The sequence below is a fragment of the Streptomyces sp. SID14478 genome (assembly GCF_010548525.1).
Taxonomy (GTDB): domain Bacteria; phylum Actinomycetota; class Actinomycetes; order Streptomycetales; family Streptomycetaceae; genus Streptomyces.
Genome location: NZ_JAAGMG010000801.1, coordinates 1 through 2,118 on the forward strand (window position 1 = coordinate 1; position 2,118 = coordinate 2,118).

The following is a 2,118-nucleotide window of genomic DNA, read 5'->3' on the forward strand; positions in this document are numbered from 1 at the left end:
GGCCGAGGCGATGGCGCAGTGGCGGCGCTGGACCACCGGCCCCTTCGCCCTGCGCACCGTGCCGGGCGATCACTTCTTCGTACGCGGCCACGAACTGCCGCGCCTGATCGGGCGCGCCGGCCGGGCCGTGCGGCGCCTGTCGCCCGTCGCGGCCGACCGGTGAGCGCCCGGCAGGGCCCGACACCGCACCAGCACTGGAGCCGACTGACATGAGGGGGCAACCGATGAGACGAGTCGTCATCACCGGAATCGGGGTGGTCGCGCCCGGTGGCGTGGGCACCGGGAAGTTCTGGTCACTGCTGTCCGAGGGGCGTACCGCGACCCGTCGCATCACGCTGTTCGACGCGGCCACGTTCCGCTCGCAGATCGCCGCGGAGGCGGACTTCGACCCGGCGGACCACGGCTTCGCCCCCGCCGAGGCCCACCGCCTCGACCGCGTGGCGCAGTTCGCCCTGGTCGCGGCCCGCGAGGCCGTCGCCGACAGCGGACTCGCCCTCGCCGCCGACGGCGAGCGCACCGGGGTCACCCTCGGTACGGCCGTCGGCTGCAGCAGCGGACTCGACGAGGTGTACGCACACGTCAGCGAGTCGGGCAGCCGGTGGCTCCTCGACCACACCCGGGCCGAGGCACGGCTCGGCGACTACCTCGCACCCAGCTCGGTCGCGGCCGAAGTGGCGCGCGACAGCGGCGCGTTGGGGCCGGTCGCCGTCGTCTCCACCGGCTGCACCTCCGGACTCGACGCGCTCGGCCACGCCGTCGAGCTGATCCGCGAAGGCAGCGCCGACGTCATGGTGGCGGGTGCCGCGGAGGCCCCCATCACCCCCATCACCCTGGCCTCGTTCGACGCGATCCGTGCCACCTCGGTGCACAACGACGAGCCCGCGACCGCTTCCCGGCCCTTCGACCGGACCCGCAACGGGTTCGTGCTCGGCGAGGGCAGCGCGATGCTCGTCCTGGAGGAGCACGACCGCGCGGTCCGGCGCGGTGCCCGCATCTACGCGGAGATCGCCGGATTCGCCACCCGCTCCAACGCGTACCACATGACCGGACTGCGCCTGGACGGCGGCGAGATGGCCGAGGCCATCCGGCTCGCCCTCGACGAGGCCCGCCTGGACGCCACCGCCGTCGACTACGTCAACGCCCACGGCTCGGGCACCAAGCAGAACGACATGCACGAGACGGCCGCGTTCAAGAGGAGCCTCGGACAGCACGCGCACCGGGTGCCGGTCAGCTCCATCAAGTCGATGATCGGGCACTCGCTCGGTGCGATCGGCGCCCTGGAGATCGCCGCCAGCGCACTGGCCATCGCCCACGACACGGTGCCGCCCACCGCCAACCTGCACGAACCCGACCCGGCCTGCGACCTCGACTACACCCCGCTGACCGCACGCGAACAGCGCACCGACACCGTGCTCAGCGTCGGCAGCGGATTCGGCGGGTTCCAGAGCGCGATGGTGCTGACCACCCGGCACCTGGGGGTGGCCGCATGACCGCCGTGGCCCCCGAGCACGCCGGCCTGATGGAGTGGCACGGCGTGAGCGCCGCCGTCACCGGACTCGGCGTCGTAGCCCCCGGCGGCATCGGCGCCCGCGCCTGGTGGGACGCGACGCTGCGCGGCGAACTCGCCATCGCGCCCGTCACCCGGTTCGACGCCTCCGGATACCCGGCGACGCTCGCCGGAGAGGTGGCGGACTTCGTCGACGAGGACCACGTACCGGCGAAACTGCTGCCGCAGACGGACCGTGTGACGCGGCTGTCCTTCGCCGCCGCCGCCGAGGCGCTGGGCGACGCGGCCCTGGACCCGCGGACGCTGCCCGACTACGCCATGGGCGTCGTCACCGCCAACGCCCTGGGCGGCTTCGAGTTCGGCCAGCACGAACTGCAGGCACTGTGGAGCAAGGGGCGCCGGCACGTCGGCGCCTACCAGTCCTTCGCCTGGTTCTACGCCGCCAACTCCGGCCAGCTGTCGATCCAGCACGGCCTGCGCGGGCCGAGCGGTGTCGTCGTCAGCGAGCAGGCGGGCGGCCTGGACGCCGTGGCCCAGGCCCGCCGCCGGCTCCGTACGGGCGTGCGTGCCGTGCTCACCGGCGGCTTCGACGCGGCCCTGTGCCCGTGGGG

2 protein-coding genes are annotated in these 2,118 nt (G+C 73.8%); both read left to right on the forward strand.

Going from position 1 to position 2,118, the window contains the following annotated elements; genetic code table 11:
• The first annotated feature begins 224 nt into the window (after positions 1 to 224).
• Complete coding sequence (locus G3I40_RS26345) at positions 225 to 1,490, forward strand: beta-ketoacyl-[acyl-carrier-protein] synthase family protein (RefSeq protein WP_164304654.1); 1,266 nt, start codon at positions 225 to 227, stop codon at positions 1,488 to 1,490.
• The coding region (locus G3I40_RS26350; RefSeq protein ID WP_275410223.1) for a beta-ketoacyl synthase N-terminal-like domain-containing protein at positions 1,487 to 2,118 on the forward strand (632 nt) is incomplete at its 3' end. The genes G3I40_RS26345 and G3I40_RS26350, both read left to right, overlap by 4 nt.

Bases quoted from the DNA above. Each gene is read 5' to 3' on its own strand.
- G3I40_RS26345 (WP_164304654.1), top strand. From the start codon at position 225: ATGAGACGAGTCGTCATCACCGGAATCGGGGTGGTCGCGCCCGGTGGC.